This window comes from Nocardioides sp. (genome assembly GCF_036493135.1).
Taxonomy (GTDB): domain Bacteria; phylum Actinomycetota; class Actinomycetes; order Propionibacteriales; family Nocardioidaceae; genus Nocardioides.
On sequence record NZ_DASXQG010000021.1, the window covers coordinates 19,288 to 33,144 of the forward strand.

Consider the following 13,857-nt stretch of genomic DNA (forward strand, 5'->3'; position numbering starts at 1 on the left):
CGCTCAACCGAGCAGGCCGCGCAGGAGGGCGGCCGTGTCGTCGCAATGTTCTTCCATGGTCTGGCGGGCGCGGTCCGCCCGTCCGGCCAGCACGGCGCGGAGCAGGGTGGCGTGCTGGGCGTCCGAGTGCGCGATGTTGGCATCCAGCACCGGGATGGCGCTGAGCATCTCGTGCAGGCTCGCTTGGACCGACGTCACCGACTCGAGCGTCCGCGGCGAACCGGTGAGCGACGCCAGAGTGAGGTGGAATCGTGAGTCGGCCTGCCGGTGCCGGGCCCGGCTGGTTGCGCCGGCGACGGCCAGGTGGGCCGCCTCCAGACGCGCCCGGGCCTGGTCGTCCAGCGTCGTGGACGCGACCTGGTACGCCGCGCCCGCCTCGACGATCCGCCGGAACTCGAGCGCGTCGAGCCAGTCCGCCCGTTGCTCGGCCGTCGTCCGGGCCGCCTTGCGGGCCGACGGCGTCTGAGGCTTCATCGTGACCACCGTGCCGCCCCCGCGCCCGCGGCGGGTCTCGACCAGGTCCGCCGCGCGGAGGGCGACGATCGCCTCACGGAGGGTGGCGCGCGAGACGTGCATGCGTTCGGCGAGCTCCCGCTCCGCGGGCAGCATGCTGCCCAGCGGATAGACGCCCAGCCGGATCGCGGTGGCGAGCTGCTCCACGCAGGCCTCGAACGCGTGGTGCCCACGCACCGGCCGCAACATGACCCCGGAGAGATCGGGCGCAGACAGATCCGGCCCGGCCAGGTCGGGCAGCTGCTGACCCGTAGGCGGAGGGGCAGTCACGCGGGTCAGTGTGGCACTCGCTCGGCACGTGTCAATGGTCTGGGTTCATACCGAATTTTCCCGTTCACCCTTTACGACGGATTCCGCGCGGGTCTAGCCTCCGGGCCAACCGGTTCCGCTCCTGGAAGGGACATGACATGCCCGAAGCGTTCGAGCCAGCACCAGCCGACGGCCCAGCCGCCGAGCTCACTGACGACGAAGCGCATCTGGCCAAGCTCGGGTACCGCCAGGACCTCCACCGCTCGTGGTCGGGGTTTTCCAACTTCGCGATCTCGTTCTCCATCATCTCGATCCTGGCCGGCTGCTTCACCAACTTCGGGGCCGGCTTCAACAACGGTGGCCCGATCTCGATCTCCTGGTCGTGGCCGATCCTCGGTGTGTTCATCCTGCTCATCGGCTTCACCATGAGCGAGCTGGTCTCGGCGTACCCGACATCCGGCGGCATCTACTGGTGGGCGTCGAAGCTGGGTGGCCCGCGCGCCGGCTTCTTCACCGGTTGGCTGAACCTGATCGGCCTGGTCGCGGTCACGGCGGGCGTGGCCTACGGCTGCGCCACGTTCATCGACCTGACCATCAGCACGTTCTCGACGTCGTACGCCGACAGCTACTCCCTGAACCGGGTCTTCATCACCTTCCTGATCGTGCTCGCCGTGGCGTCCGTGCTCAACATCTTCAGCGGTCACCTGATGGCGATCATGAACAACGCGTCGGTTTGGTGGCACGTGGTGGGCGCTGCCGCGATCGTGCTGATCCTGATCTTCGTCCCGGACCACCACCAGTCGGTGAGCTACGTGTTCACCGAACGGTTCAACAACTCCGGGTACGGCGGAGGCAGCACGAGCGGGTTCCACTTCTTCTTCTTCATCATCCCGTTCGGGTTCCTGCTGACGCAGTACACGATCACCGGGTTCGACGCCTCGGCCCACCTGTCCGAGGAGACCGAGTCGGCGGCCAAGGGGGCCGCGAAGGGGATCTGGCGGTCGATCTTCTACTCGGTGATCGGCGGCTACATCCTCCTGCTGTGCGTGGTGTTCGCGATCCCCAACGGCGCCGACGGCAAGCCCGACAATGCGTTGGCCGGCGGAGGCGTGGCGCCGATCTTCAACGCGGCGCTCGGTCAGAACTGGGCGGGCACGGTCCTGTTGGTGTCCGCGGTCGGCCAGATCTTCTGCACGGTCTCGTGCATGACCTCGGCGTCCCGCATGACCTACGCGTTCAGCCGTGACGGTGCCATCCCCGGATCGAAGCGGTGGTCCATGCTCACCGCCGGTCGGGTTCCGGCGAATGCCGTCACGCTGGTGGCGATCTGTGCGGCGGTCCTGACCCTGCCCGCACTGATCAAGGTCGACGTGAACGGCACCCCGGTCCCGCTGGCGTTCTACGCCGTCACCTCGATCGCGGTGATCGGGCTGTACCTCGCGTTCGCGATCCCGATCTGGCTGCGATTCCGCCACGGCGACAAGTTCGACGTCGGCTCGTGGAACAACGGCGCGAAGTACAAGTGGATGAACCCGATCGCGGTGGCCGAGATCGTCATCGTGTCGCTGTACCTGATGTTGCCCTCGACACCCGCGGCCAACCCGTTCCGCTCGGAGTTCGAGTGGAAGTTCGTCAACTACGCGCCGATCGTCACGCTCGGGGCGCTGATCCTGCTCACGATCTGGTGGACGACCTCGGCGAAGCACTGGTTCACCGGCCCGAAGCACACCATCGATGAGGCGATCCTCGAGGCGTTCGACGACAAGCTCACCGCCGACTGAGGGTGCCCGAGCACGCACCACCTCTGGACCGCCTCGCCTGCCTGGCGGGGCGGTCCTGGCGTGTGGCCGCGCTCCCGGGCGGGCTGACCAACACCAACTTCCGCGTGCAGGACGACGAGGGTCTCGATGTGGTCGTCCGATGGGGTCACGCCGACGTGCGGATGTTGGGCATCGACCGGGACGCGGAGCATGCCAACACGGCGGCGGCGTACCAGGCGGGCGTCGGGGCCGAGGTGGTGGAGTACCGCCCGGACCTGTCGATGCTGGTGATCGGCTTTCTCTCCGGGACGGCGCTGGTGGACGCCGACTTCGCCGATGCGGCCGTGATGGGGCGCGCCGCCGACGCCGTACGCCGACTCCATCAGGGTCCGCGGTTCACCGGGGACTTCGACATGTTCGCGCGCCAGGAGGGGTACCTCGAGGTGGTGCGCGAGCAGGGGATCAGACTCCCCGCGGGGTACGCCGACCACGCGGCCGCGTGGGACGACGTACGTCGTGCCCTGGCCACGGCACCTTGGCCGGCCGTGCCGTGCAACAACGACCTGCTCGCCGCGAACTACATCGACGACCCGGTGTGGCAGGGCGAAGGGCGCGTCTGGCTGATCGACTACGAGTACTCCGGGAACAACGACGCCTGCTTCGAGCTCGGCAACACCGCCACCGAGTGCTCCTTCACCGAGGAGCAGGTCGACGCGTGGTGCGAGGCATACTTCGGCGACCCGACGCCCGCGGACCGCGCTCGGGTGCGGGTCCAGGCCCTGTGCAGCCAGTACGGCTGGTCGCTCTGGGGCTTCATCCAGGACGCCACCAGCCCGCTCGACTTCGACTTCCATTCCTGGGGGATGGAACGCTACGAGAAGGCCGCTGCGACGTTCCGGGGCGGCGGGCTGCGGCGGCTGCTCGAGCAGGTCGCCTCCGGTGGTTGAGGAAGGCGCCCTGGCGCCTGCCTCGAGACCGCTCCCGACGCGCGCCCGGGTCGTGGTCATCGGCGGGGGAGTGATCGGCTGCTCGGTTGCCTACCACCTCACCAAGCTCGGCTGGACCGACGTCCTGCTGCTCGAGCAAGGTCGACTCTCCGGCGGGACGACGTGGCACGCGGCCGGCCTGGTCGGGCCGCTCCGCGCGACCGAGGCGGGCACGCGGCTCGTGCAGTACTCCGCCGAGCTGTACGGCTCACTCGAGGCGGAGACCGGGCTCTCGACGGGCTATCGCAACGTCGGGGGCGTGATCGTGGCGCGCACCGAGGACCGGATGACCCAGCTCCGCCGTACCGCTGCCAACGCCGTCGCCTACGACCTCGACTGCGAGCTGATCGGCCCGGCGCGGGCCCAGGAGCTGTGGCCACCGATGCAGGTGGACGACCTGCTCGGTGCGATCTGGCTGCCGGGCGACGGGAAGGTCAACCCGGCCGACCTGACCCAGTCGCTGGCCCGCGGTGCTCGCCTGGGTGGAGCCCGGGTCGTGGAGCACGCGCGGGTGACCGGGTTCGAGGTAGAGGCAGGCCAGGCGGGACGCCGCGTGACCGCCGTCCGCACGGACGCCGGTCACGTGGAGTGTGAGGTCGTCGTCAACTGCGCGGGTCAGTGGGCCAAGGCGCTCGGCGACCTGGCCGACGTAACCGTCCCCCTGCACTCGGCGGAGCACTTCTACGTCGTGACCGAGCAGGTCGAGGGCACCCACCCGGACCTGCCGATCATGCGCGACCCCGACGGCTGGACCTACTTCAAGGAGGAGGTCGGCGGCCTGGTCGTCGGCGGGTTCGAGCCGGACGCCAAGCCGTGGCGAGCGCCGTCCGACCTGCCCCACCCGTTCGAGTTCCAGCTGCTCGAGGAGGACTGGGAGCACTTCGCACCGCTCATGGAACAGGCGATCGTGCGCATCCCTGCGCTGGCCGAGACCGGGATCCGGAAGTTCTACAACGGCCCCGAGTCCTTCACCCCGGACAACCAGTTCCTGCTCGGACAGGCGCCCGGAGTGCACGGCTACTTCGTCGGCGCCGGGTTCAACTCGGTCGGGATCGCCTCGGCGGGCGGTGCCGGCCGCGCGCTCGCCGAGTGGATCGTCGAGGGGGAGCCGACCAGCGACCTGGTGGCGGTCGACGTACGCCGGTTCGCGCCGTTCCACGGCGACGAGGCGTGGCTGCGATCGCGCGTGGCCGAGATCCTCGGGCTGCACTACGAGGTGCCGTGGCCTCTCCGTGAGCCCGAGACGGGCCGCCCGCAGCGGGTCTCGCCGCTGCACGACCGCCTCGCCGATCGAGGTGCCGTGTTCGGTAGTCGGATGGGCTGGGAGCGTCCGGTGGTGTTCCGCCCGACCGGTGCCACCACGGCCGGCACCGCCACGGGCACGGCGTACACCTGGGGGCGGCCGGACTGGTTGCCCTGGTGTGTCGACGAGCAGCGCGCGACGCGGGAACGGGTCGCGGTCTTCGACCAGACCTCGTTCTCCCTGTACGACGCCGCCGGCCCCGATGCGCTCGGCTGCCTGCAGTGGATCTGTGCCGCCGACGTGGACGTCCCGGTCGGCGGCTGCGTCTACACGCCGTTCCTCAACGCCCGCGGCACCTACGAGGCAGACCTCACCGTCACCCGTACCGGACGCGACTCCTTCCTGCTGGTCTCGAGCTCGGCCACGACGATCCGCGATCTGGACTGGATCGACCGGCACCTGGCCGACGGATCCGACGTCACCGTCCGCGACTGCACGGACGACCTCTCGGTGATCGGCGTGATGGGTCCGCGCTCGCGTGACCTGCTCGGACGGGTCTCGACGGGCACGACCGCCGGAGCCGGCGACTGGTCGGACGAGTCGTTCCCCTTCGCCACCAGTCAGCAGGTGACCATCGGCGATGTCGGCCTCCGCGCGACCCGGATGACCTACGTCGGCGAGGTGGGGTGGGAGCTGGTCGTCCCGGTCTCGGACGCGCTGGCCGTGTACGACGCGCTCCGGGCTGCCGGCGACGAGCTGGGCGTGGCCGATGCGGGGTATCACGCCATCGAGTCGCTCCGGCTCGAGAAGGGCTACCGCGCCTTCGGCCGCGACCTGACCCCGGACCTCACGCCGGTCGAGGCCGGTCTGGTGTTCGCCACCGCGCTGAGCGCGCGCTCCGGCAGCGACAAGGAGTTTCTCGGTCGCGAGGCGCTGACGGCCCACCGGGATCGGCTGGCGGTCGGCGGCGAGCGACGCCGACTCGTGTCGTTCGTCCTGGACGATCCCGAGCCGATGGTCTGGGGCGGCGAGCTGGTGCTGCGCGACGGTGAGCCCACGGGGCAGGTGACCAGCGCGGCGTACGGCGCCACGGTCGGCGCCAGTGTCGGCCTGGCCCTCCTGCGCACCGACCGTCCGGTCCGGCAGGACGACCTCGACGCGTCGTCGTTCGCCATCGATCTGGCCGGTGAGCTCCCCCCCGCGCGGGTCACCCTGGCTGCCCCGCTGCCCTGACGCGATCCGGATGAGCGGTCATGCGCCCGCGTAGATCTCTCGGATCACGGCCTCGATGTCCGGTTCCTGGATCGACAGGTCGGCGACGGCGTACGTCGCGGCGAGCGCGGAGACGATCGGGGCGGCGCTCTCACCCGCGGGGAAGCTCAGCCACTGCCGCGGCCCGTCGACCTTGTGGGTCTCCGCACCGGCGACCTCGATCGGTGGCGCCTCGTCCACCAGGTCGACCACCAGCGTGCGACGCGACTCGCCGCGCCGGTGCAGGTCGACGAGGGGCCCGTCGAAGACTGACGTCCCGTGGTCGATCACGATCACCCGGTCGCACAGCGCCTCGATGTCCTGAAGGTCGTGAGTGGTCAGCATCAGGGTCGTGCCCCGCTCGGCGTTGAGGGTGCGGAGGAACTCGCGCAGCCGCCCCTTGCTGACCACGTCCAGACCGATGGTGGGCTCGTCGAGGTACAGGATCTCGGGGTCGTGCAGCAGCGCGGCCGTGATGTCGCCGCGCATCCGCTGACCCAGGCTGAGCTGGCGCACCGGTGTGTCGAGGAGGTCGCCGAGGTCGAGGAGCTCGACGTACTCCTCGAGGTTGCGGCGGTGCCGCGCCGGCTCCACCCGGTAGATCTTCTGGAGCAGCTCGAAGCTATCCCTCAGCGGGAGGTCCCACCACAGCGTCGTCCGCTGTCCGAAGACGACCCCGATCCGGCGGGCCAGCTCGGTGCGCTCCCGGCTGGGCTCCAGGCCGGCGACCCGGAGGTGGCCGGAGGTCGGCACCAGGATGCCCGTCAGCATCTTGATCGTGGTCGACTTCCCGGCCCCGTTCGGGCCGATATAGCCCACCATCTCGCCGGCCTCGACGGTGAACGTCAGGTCGTGGACCGCGCGCACCTCGCTCCGGGTCCGGGTGAGCCGGCTCGCCCGTTTGCGAACGACGAAGGTACGGGTGAGGTCGCGGACGTTGATCAGGGTCATGCGTCTTCCCTTTCACTGCCGAAGTGGGAGTTCTCCGGGGTCGAGGTAGGAGTTCTCCGTGGGTGGTGTGGGACTTCTCCCACTTGGGGCCGGGAGAAGTCCCACTTGGGCGGCGGACTTGTTCCACTTCGGCGGCATCTCAGCTCCCGGTGGAGGTGTAGTGGCGGATCCCGGTGCGCCAGGCGAGACCCGCGACGGTGACGGTCAGGGCGGCGACGACGGGAGGGAGGACGGCGAACCACGACGGCATGCCGAAGGGGTCCGGGCGGTCGAGCAGGTAGAGGCAGGGGTACCAGTTCACGAACGCCACCGGCACCAGGAACGTCAGTCCTTTGAGCACCTCGCGCGGGAAGATCGTCATCGGGTACTGGGTCATCGTGTTGCCGCCGTAGGTGAAGGCATTGGCGAACTGCGAGGAGTCGACGGTCCAGAACTGGATGCACGAGAACGCGACGAAGAACGAGAAGAAGATCAGGGAGCCCGACACCAGCATCACCGCGGCCAGCGCCACCTTCGGTGCGGTCCAGTCGACCCACCACGCGCCGTAGACGAACACCGCGAGCGCCTGGCTGATCCGGCCCAGGCGGCGGATCGCGAACCGGTCGGCGCAGATCTGCACCAGCAACGGGACCGGCCGGGTGAGCATCGAGTCCAGGGCACCGGTCCGGACGTACATCCCCACCTGCTCCACGCTGCCGATCACCAGATCGGCCACGCCGATGCCGATCCCGCTCGCGCCGTACAGGAGTGCGACCTCCCGCAGGCCGAACCCACCGAGCTGGGGCACGGTGTGGAACATCAGCGCCAGACCGACGAAGTCGAGCAGCGTGATCAGGGCGCTGGAGACGGTCAGGATCCAGAACGAGAGGGGATAGGCGAACGAGGACCTCACCCACATCCGCGCGATCCAGGTGTACTCCCGCGGCGACTCGCGGACGGTGTGGAGGCGCGCCGAGACGTCAGCCACCCTGGACCACCACCTTCCGGGTCGCGGTGCCGAGCACGACCTGACAGAGCGCCAGCAGTACCGCGATCCAGAGCGCCTGCACGGCCAGCCCCGAGACGATCCCGGCCCCACTGCGGTGGCCGAGCCAGATGTCGGCCGGCGTCTGGAGGTACGACGCCCAGGGCAGTGCGAGCGCGATGCTGCGCAACGGCTCGGGGAAGATCACCAGCGGCAGCGTCATCCCGCTCAGGAAGATCGCGAGCACGCCCGAGAGCATCCGCACGCCCGTCTGGTCCAGCGACCAGAACGCCGTGCACGCCACGAGGAAGCGGATCGCGAAGCTGGTCACCACCGCCAGCGTGAGGCTGACGACGAACCCGAGAGCGGCGGCCGGGCTTGCGGGCAGGGCGATCTGGAACAGCAGGACACCCAAGATCGTGGGCACGACGCCCCGCGTCAGGGCGTGGTACGCCGCGCGGCCCAGGTCGCCGGCGAGGTACCAGCCGATCAGCCCGACCGGCCGGTACAGGTCGATGGCGACGTCGCCGGTCCGGATCCGGTCGGCGAGGTCGTCGGTGGTCCCGCCGCCCCAGAGCGCGACCGTCATCAGCAGCGCCTGCCCGAGCCAGACGTAGGTGACCGCGTCGGTGGCGTCGTACCCGCCTGCGTCGGGGCGCTGGTGCCACAGCGCGAGGTAGGCGTAGCTGTAGATCACTCCGAACACGGAGTTGGTGAAGATGCCGGCCACGGTGGCGACCCGGTAGGTGCTGAAGCGACGGAACGACCGCGTGGCGACGGCGGCGTAGAGCACCCGGAGCCCTCCTTCCATCGGTGGTCGAGCCGCTCGAGACCCATGACGCGCACGCCAAGTGACCCCGCCTCACGAAAAGGCGGGGGTGTCGGGTCGTGCGCGCTGTGCGGTTGTCGATGCGCTTGTCGGCCGCCCAGTCTGGCTCACCACCCCGGCGGTGGCAAGCGCGAACGGCCCGGTCCCTCGAGGGCTCAGTGCTGGTAGGTCCCGGTGACGATCGCCCGGCCGGCGGTGTTGAACACGAGGTTGAAGCTGAGCACGGCGTTCGAGACGGAGTCGTCGACCCCGAGGCTCTCCTGGGTGACGGCGTGGACCACGAAGAAGTACCGGTGCACCTGATCGCCGGCGGGTGGGGCCGCGCCCATGAACCCGCGGACGCCACCGTCGTTGACGAGCATGAAGGCGTTGCCCGGGAGGCTCGCGCCCTCGTCCCCGGCGCCCGCGTCGAGCGAGGTCACGTCGGCCGGGAGATCGACGAGCGACCAGTGCCAGAAGCCGTTCGGGGTGGGGGCGTCGGGGTCGTAGCAGGTGACCGTGTAGCTCTTCGTGCCCTCCGGGGCGCCGCTCCACGACAGCTGCGGCGAGGAGTTGCCGAACTCCGCGACCTGGTCGTCCTTGAGCGGCTGGCCGTCGGTGACGTCGTCGCTGGTGACGGTGAAGGAGGGGACCTTCGGCAGTAGCTCGTACGGGTTGGGCTTCACCGGACGGTCGAGACTCATCTGCTCTCCTGACTCGCGGACGTGGCGGGACGAATCGCAACCTACTCCGCACCTGATCTCGCCCGTCGGTCGAGCCGGTCGAGACCACGGCAGGCCGCTCATCATGGAACCCATGGACGACCACCCGCCGTACCCCTCGGGCCTGCGGCTCGCCGGTCGCCGGGTGGTGGTGGTCGGCGGCGGCCAGGTGGCGCAGCGCCGCATCCCGGGTCTGCTCGCGGCCGGGGCCGACGTCGTGGTCGTCTCACCCCACGTGACGCCCGCGATCGAGGGACAGGTCCTGGCCGGAGAGATCGGCTGGGTCGAGCGTGGGTTCGCCGACGAGGACCTCGCCGACACCTGGTACGTCATCGCTGCCACCGACGACCCGGCCGTCAACGAGCAGGTGAGCAAGGCGGCGGAAGTCGAGCGGACGTTCTGCGTGCGCTCCGACGACGGGACGAGCGCGACCGCCTGGACGCCCGCGACCGGGAGGTACGACGGGCTGACCCTCGCCGTCCTCGGGCGTCGGGAGCCGCGGCGTACGGCGGCCGTGCGCGACGCGATCGTGACCGGGCTCCACGAGGGCACGATCGCGGCCAGCGAGAGGCGACCGTCGGTGCCCGGTGTGACCCTCGTGGGCGGCGGCCCCGGGCACCCCGAGCTGATCTCGGTGGCGGGGCGCAAGGCGCTGATGGAGGCCGACGTCGTCGTGGCCGACCGGCTCGCGCCGCGCGAGCTGCTCGGAGACCTGCCCGCGACCACCGAGGTCGTCGACGTCGCCAAGCTGCCCCGCGGCAGCGCCGCCCGCCAGGAGGAGATCAACCGGCTGATCGTCGAGCGGGCCCTGGCCGGTCAGCGAGTGGTGCGGTTCAAGGGTGGTGACAGCTTCGTGTTCGGGCGTGGGTTCGAGGAGATCGAGGCCTGCCGGCGCGCAGGTGTCGCCGTGAACGTGATCCCGGGGCTCTCGAGCCCGCTCGCGGTCCCCGCGGTCGCCGGCATCCCGATCACCCATCGCCAGGTGGCGCACGACTTCACGGTGATCTCCGGCCACGTCCCGCCCGGCCACCCGGACTCGCTGGTCGACTGGGAGGCCATCGGCCACCTCCGGGGCACCCTCCTGCTGATGATGGCGGTCGAGAACGCACCCGCGATCGCGCAGGCGGTGCTCGCGGCCGGTCGCGGCCCGGCCACCCCGGTCGCGGTGGTCTGTGACGGGTCGATGCCGGGGGAGCGCACGGTCCTCACCACGCTCGCCGACCTCGGTGCCGACCTCGATCGGCACGCCGTACGCCCACCGGCGATCATCGTGGTGGGTGACGTCGTCGCCGTGGCACATCCGCAACACTTCTCCCTGTGAGAGAACCGGCGTCGTGGCAGCGCTGACCGAGGTCACCGACCCCGACGACCCGCGGCTCGCCGACTACCGGGACCTGCGCGACGTCCAGCTGCGTACCCATCTCGAGGCCGAGCACGGACTGTTCCTGGCCGAGGGCGAGAAGGTGGTACGTCGGGCCGTCGAGGCGGGCTTCACCCCCCGGTCGTTCCTGATGGCGTCGCGGTGGCTCGACGCGCTGGCCGACGTCCTCGAGGCCGGCGACGCGCCCTGCTACGTCGTCAGTGAGGCGCTGGCCGAGCAGGTCACCGGCTTCCACGTGCACCGTGGCGCCCTCGCCTCGCTCGAGCGCCGTCCGCTCCCGACCCTCGACGAGGTGCTCGACGGCGCGCGTCAGGTACTGGTGCTGGAGGACGTCGTCGACCACACCAATGTCGGCGCGGTCTTCCGCTGCGGCGCCGCCTTCGGCTTCGACGCCGTACTGCTGGCGCCACGCTGTGCCGACCCGCTGTACCGACGCTCGATCAAGGTCGGCATGGGCGCGGTCTTCTCCACGCCGTGGACCCGCCTCCCCGACTGGTACGACGCCCTCCCGGACCTGTCCGCTCGTGGCTTCACCACGGTGGCGCTCACCCTCGCCGACGACGCCCATCCGATCGAGGAGGTCGTCGTCGGACTCGACCGGGTCGCCCTCGTGCTCGGCTCCGAGGGCCACGGGCTCTCGCCGCGGTGGGAGAAGGCGGCCGATCGGCGCGCGGTCATCCCGATGCGCGAAGGGATCGACTCGCTGAACGTCGCCTCGGCCGCCGCCGTCGCCTGCTACGTCGTCGCCACCCGCCGCTGACCGGCAGCGCTGGTCAGTCGACGGTGGCCGGGACCGCCGGCCACTCGTCCGGATAGTTCTCGGCGACCCGCTCGTGGTTCTTCTGGAGCTTCTTGCGCCAGCGCGTCGACAGCCGGTCTGCGAAGATGATGCCCAGCGTGTGGTCGGTCTCGTGCTGGAGGCAGCGGGCCAGCATCCCGTCGCCGGTGAACGTCACCGCAGCGCCGTCCAGCCCGGTGCCGTCCACCGTCGCGTGGTCGGGTCGCGCCAGGGGCACGTAGCCGCCGGGGAGGGACAGGCAGCCCTCGTCCTCCTCGTCGAGCCTCCGGTCGCGGCCCTCGGGCAGTGTGACCTGCGGGTTGCACACCACACCCACCGTTCGCTCACTGGTCGAGTCGTGGCAGTCGAACACGAACACCCGCAGGTCGACCCCGATCTGGCACGCCGCGAGCCCGACGCCGTCCGCGGCGTACATGGTCGCCGCCAGGTCGGCGACCAGGGTCCGCAGCTCCTCGTCGTACGCCGTGACCTCGGCCTGGCGCCGGTGCATCACCGGGCTTCCCCAGCGGACGACCGGCCGGACGGTGCCGCCCTGCGGGAGTGGTCCGTACGGCGCGCGCGTCGGCGCGGCGGAGTCGGGCGGCATGGCCAAAGCCTAGAGATGGCGGGCCAAGGTCTGTGACCGGGAGCACCCGGTGGGACGGTGGTCCCGAAATGTAACTCAGAGTTACATTAGTTCCATGCTCCAGCTCAAGATCCTCCGCCCCGGAGGCCGGCACGGCATCGCCGGCGGCGAGTCCCGCGACCCGATCGGGTACGCCGTCGCGGCGATGAACAAGCTGGCCCAGAGCGATCTCCTCGACCGGGTGGGACTGCGCCGGCAGGCCGAGCAGACGGTCTTCACGGTGACCCGCGGGGGCTTCCGCACCGCGACCACCGCCGGTCGCGTGTTCGCGAAGGCCGGCCGGCGCGGGAAGTCCGGCCGTCGCGCCGCGACCGCCCGGTCGCGCGGCGCCTTCGACCTCACGCCGACCGAGGACGAGCAGATGCTCGTCGACGTGGTCACCGAGCTGGCCACCGAGGTGCTGCGCCCGGCCGCCGCGTACGCGGACGTCGCCTGCGCCGCCCCCGGCCACGTGCTCGAGGCAGCGAACGAGATCGGTCTGCCGCTGCTCGGAGTGCCCGAGGCACTCGGCGGCATCTCCGAGGAGCGCGCGGTGATGGCCGGCACGCTGGTGGCCGAGGCACTGGCCAAGGGCGACCTGGGGCTGGCCGTCGCCGGCATCGCCCCGGGCGCGGTCGCCACCGCGATCGCCACCTGGGGGACCGACGCACAGCAGCAGACCTACCTCCCGGCCTTCACCGGGAGCGAGCCTCCCACCGCGGCGCTCGCGCTCACCGAGCCGCGACCGTTGTACGACGCGCTCGCCCCGCAGACGACCGCCACCCGGGACGGCGACGACCTCGTCCTGGACGGCGTGAAGTCGATGGTGCCGCGAGGCGCCGACGCCGAGCTCTTCGTGGTCGGCGCGCGCCTCGCCGAACCCGGCACGGACGGCGCGAACGTGCTGGTGATCGTCGAGTCCGGGGCCTCCGGCCTCTCGGTCGAGGCCGACCCGGCCATGGGCGTGCGTGCCGCGTCGCTCACCACGTTGACGCTCGAGGGTGTCCGCGTCCCGCCGGGCAACATCCTCGGCGCCGTCGACGGCACGACGTACGCCGAGTGCGTGCGGCTGTCGCGGATCGCGTGGTGCGCGCTCTCGGTCGGGGTCGGCCAGGCGGTGCTCGACTACGTGACGCCGTACGTCAAGGAGCGCGAAGCGTTCGGCGAGCCGATCGCACACCGCCAGTCGGTCGCCTTCATGGTCGCGAACATCGCCATCGAGCTCCAGGCGATGCGGCTGCTCACCTGGAAGGCCGCGTCGCGTGCGGCCGCCGGGAAGGACGTCTCACGGGACGTGGCGCTGGCCAGGAAGCTCTGCGGCGACAAGGGCATGCAGATCGGCCTGGACGGCGTGCAGCTCCTCGGCGGGCACGGCTTCGTCAAGGAGCACCCGGTCGAGCGGTGGTACCGCGACCTCCGGGCCATCTCGATCATGGAAGGCGGGGTGCTGGTCTGATGCCCATCTCCCTGGACGACCCGAAGAAGCTGCGGCCCCTGCGCGACCAGGCGCACCAGGTCGCGATGAACATGCTGCGGCCGATCAGCCGCACCTACGACAAGGCCGAGCACGCCTACCCCAAGGAGCTCGACCTCCTCGCCGCGATGATCGACGGCATCTCGGAGTCG

General features: G+C 70.7%; 12 protein-coding genes. 6 read left to right on the forward strand and 6 right to left on the reverse strand.

What is annotated here, in order from left to right; genetic code table 11:
* Positions 1 to 3: 3 nt before the first annotated feature.
* Positions 4 to 783 (reverse strand): FadR/GntR family transcriptional regulator, encoded by a 780-nt coding sequence (locus VGJ24_RS03560; protein ID WP_331499116.1) that lies wholly within the window; start codon positions 781 to 783, stop codon positions 4 to 6.
* 137 nt (positions 784 to 920) lie between these two features.
* Between VGJ24_RS03560 and VGJ24_RS03565 the strand changes: the two genes are divergently transcribed.
* The 3 genes from VGJ24_RS03565 to VGJ24_RS03575 are packed head-to-tail and all read left to right on the forward strand — an operon-like array spanning position 921 to position 5,984.
* A complete protein-coding gene (locus VGJ24_RS03565; RefSeq protein ID WP_331499117.1) occupies positions 921 to 2,543 on the forward strand; it encodes an amino acid permease in 1,623 nt (540 codons plus the stop codon).
* Positions 2,544 to 2,545: 2 nt separating this feature from the next.
* Positions 2,546 to 3,469 carry an LPS biosynthesis choline kinase gene (locus VGJ24_RS03570; RefSeq protein ID WP_331499118.1) on the forward strand — a complete coding sequence of 308 codons (924 nt, stop codon included), beginning with the start codon at positions 2,546 to 2,548 and terminating at the stop codon, positions 3,467 to 3,469.
* Positions 3,462 to 5,984, forward strand: coding sequence for an FAD-dependent oxidoreductase (locus tag VGJ24_RS03575; RefSeq protein WP_331499119.1), 2,523 nt, complete (start codon positions 3,462 to 3,464; stop codon positions 5,982 to 5,984). Before VGJ24_RS03570 ends, VGJ24_RS03575 begins: the two co-directional genes overlap by 8 nt.
* Positions 5,985 to 6,002: 18 nt before the next feature.
* On the opposite strand, the gene VGJ24_RS03580 is transcribed toward VGJ24_RS03575, so the two are convergent.
* The 4 genes from VGJ24_RS03580 to VGJ24_RS03595 all read right to left on the reverse strand — a co-directional run bounded on the left by VGJ24_RS03580 (position 6,003) and on the right by VGJ24_RS03595 (position 9,429).
* Entirely contained in the window at positions 6,003 to 6,953 is a 951-nt protein-coding gene (locus tag VGJ24_RS03580) for an ABC transporter ATP-binding protein (protein ID WP_331499120.1), read from the reverse strand.
* Between the two features lie 139 nt (positions 6,954 to 7,092).
* Positions 7,093 to 7,920, reverse strand: a complete 828-nt coding sequence (locus VGJ24_RS03585) for an ABC transporter permease (RefSeq protein ID WP_331499121.1) — start codon at positions 7,918 to 7,920, stop codon at positions 7,093 to 7,095.
* Positions 7,913 to 8,728 (reverse strand): ABC transporter permease, encoded by an 816-nt coding sequence (locus VGJ24_RS03590; RefSeq protein ID WP_331499122.1) that lies wholly within the window; start codon positions 8,726 to 8,728, stop codon positions 7,913 to 7,915. Before VGJ24_RS03590 ends, VGJ24_RS03585 begins: the two co-directional genes overlap by 8 nt.
* A 173-nt stretch (positions 8,729 to 8,901) precedes the next feature.
* Positions 8,902 to 9,429, reverse strand: a complete 528-nt coding sequence (locus VGJ24_RS03595; protein WP_331499123.1) for a YbhB/YbcL family Raf kinase inhibitor-like protein — start codon at positions 9,427 to 9,429, stop codon at positions 8,902 to 8,904.
* Between the two features lie 112 nt (positions 9,430 to 9,541).
* Between VGJ24_RS03595 and cobA the strand changes: the two genes are divergently transcribed.
* The gene (cobA, locus tag VGJ24_RS03600) at positions 9,542 to 10,768 is read left to right on the forward strand and encodes a uroporphyrinogen-III C-methyltransferase (RefSeq protein ID WP_331499124.1); all 1,227 of its coding nucleotides are present in this window, start codon (positions 9,542 to 9,544) and stop codon (positions 10,766 to 10,768) included.
* Positions 10,769 to 10,781: 13 nt separating this feature from the next.
* The gene (locus VGJ24_RS03605) at positions 10,782 to 11,588 is read left to right on the forward strand and encodes an RNA methyltransferase (protein ID WP_331499125.1); all 807 of its coding nucleotides are present in this window, start codon (positions 10,782 to 10,784) and stop codon (positions 11,586 to 11,588) included.
* A gap of 13 nt (positions 11,589 to 11,601) precedes the next feature.
* Here the strand turns inward: VGJ24_RS03605 and def are convergent, their stop codons facing one another.
* Positions 11,602 to 12,213: a peptide deformylase gene (gene def, locus VGJ24_RS03610; RefSeq protein WP_331499126.1), complete on the reverse strand. Its 612-nt coding sequence runs from the start codon at positions 12,211 to 12,213 to the stop codon at positions 11,602 to 11,604.
* A gap of 94 nt (positions 12,214 to 12,307) precedes the next feature.
* Between def and VGJ24_RS03615 the strand changes: the two genes are divergently transcribed.
* Positions 12,308 to 13,687: an acyl-CoA dehydrogenase family protein gene (locus VGJ24_RS03615; RefSeq protein ID WP_331499127.1), complete on the forward strand. Its 1,380-nt coding sequence runs from the start codon at positions 12,308 to 12,310 to the stop codon at positions 13,685 to 13,687.
* Positions 13,688 to 13,857: the final 170 nt, after the last annotated feature.

What these genes read in the sequence shown, in the direction of transcription:
- VGJ24_RS03565 (WP_331499117.1), top strand. Translation starts at nt 921, where the DNA reads ATGCCCGAAGCGTTCGAGCCAGCACCAGCCGACGGCCCAGCCGCCGAG.
- VGJ24_RS03580 (WP_331499120.1), bottom strand. Translation starts at nt 6,953, where the DNA reads ATGACCCTGATCAACGTCCGCGACCTCACCCGTACCTTCGTCGTTCGC.
- VGJ24_RS03590 (WP_331499122.1), bottom strand. Translation starts at nt 8,728, where the DNA reads ATGGAAGGAGGGCTCCGGGTGCTCTACGCCGCCGTCGCCACGCGGTCG.
- VGJ24_RS03595 (WP_331499123.1), bottom strand. Translation starts at nt 9,429, where the DNA reads ATGAGTCTCGACCGTCCGGTGAAGCCCAACCCGTACGAGCTACTGCCG.
- cobA (WP_331499124.1), top strand. Translation starts at nt 9,542, where the DNA reads ATGGACGACCACCCGCCGTACCCCTCGGGCCTGCGGCTCGCCGGTCGC.
- def (WP_331499126.1), bottom strand. Translation starts at nt 12,213, where the DNA reads ATGCCGCCCGACTCCGCCGCGCCGACGCGCGCGCCGTACGGACCACTC.
- VGJ24_RS03615 (WP_331499127.1), top strand. Translation starts at nt 12,308, where the DNA reads ATGCTCCAGCTCAAGATCCTCCGCCCCGGAGGCCGGCACGGCATCGCC.